The sequence below is a fragment of the Actinoallomurus acaciae genome, from assembly GCF_042429965.1.
In the GTDB taxonomy this organism is placed as follows: Bacteria; Actinomycetota; Actinomycetes; order Streptosporangiales; family Streptosporangiaceae; genus Actinoallomurus; species Actinoallomurus acaciae.
Genome location: NZ_JBHLZP010001131.1, coordinates 1 through 1,000 on the forward strand (window position 1 = coordinate 1; position 1,000 = coordinate 1,000).

The 1,000-nt window shown below is 74.2% G+C and carries 1 protein-coding gene and 1 pseudogene; both read right to left on the reverse strand.

Going from position 1 to position 1,000, the window contains the following annotated elements; translation table 11 throughout:
• Positions 1-266: pseudogene (locus ACFFNX_RS51075) on the reverse strand (hypothetical protein); the annotation flags it as partial.
• Positions 267-305: 39 nt separating this feature from the next.
• A partial coding sequence (locus ACFFNX_RS51080; RefSeq protein WP_378213746.1) for a hypothetical protein occupies positions 306-1,000 on the reverse strand: 695 nt, incomplete at its 5' end.

Below are 1,000 nucleotides of genomic sequence, written 5' to 3' on the forward strand. Positions count from 1 at the left end.
GCGAGGGCGGCGCCGAGCCGATCGTCGATCAGCCGGGTCCGCACCACCGCGGACGCGCGCGGGCCGCCCGGGAAACGCGTGTCGATGTACCGCTCGATCCGCGCTCCGGCGCCCGGCAGCCGGGCGAGCCCCGCCACCAGGCGGTAGCGGGGCCCGAGCGCCGCCGCGGCGTACGGATCGGTGAACAGGCGCGGCCCACGGCGCACCGTCTCCAGGGCGCGGAACAACGCGACGTGCTGCGCGGTCCGGCTCGCTCTCCTCAGCATGCCGGCATAATACTGAACGAATATTTATTTTTTATCCCGTCACGTGCCGTAGCCCTCCAGCTCCATGACCCGGCTGTACTTGTGGTCGTTCGAGTCGCGGACGACGAGCCGCAGCGCCGACGCCGGGACCGGGCCGAACGTCCGCTCGACGGTGCCCGCGGTGTTGCCGCGCACCGTGGCGACCGTGCGCCAGTCCCCGTCGACGAGCGCCTCGACGTCGAAGTCGCGCAGCCCCACCTTCGACGCCGGGGACCTGCCGCTGTCGAGGGTCAGCACGCGCACCCGTCCCAGGGAGACCGGGGCGGCCCAGGTCGCGGTGAGCGTGTCGGGGAAGTCTCCCGCGGTGTCGTCGTTCCAGCCGCCGACGCCGTTCAGCCAGACCTCCGAGTCGGTGCCGCCGTCATTCGCCCACGCCGGGTCGGAGCCGCTGTGCGTGCTGGACGCCGACATCGTCGCGACGCGTACGAGGTTCCCCGTGACCTCGGCCGGGATCCGCGCGCTCCGCGCTCCCGCCGTGAGCGTCACCGTGCCCGTCGAGGTGCCCTCGGCCACGCTCACCGCGACGGGGACGGTCACCGATCCGTGCGCGGGGATCCGCACCGGGGCGGCGGCGGTCGACACGGACAGGCCGGGCGTCGCCGTCGCCCGCGGCCGGACGGTCACCGCGTGGCCCTCCAGGTTCGTCACGCGGAACCGCGCGCTCGGCGTGTGGCCGGCCACGACCGGGACGGCGA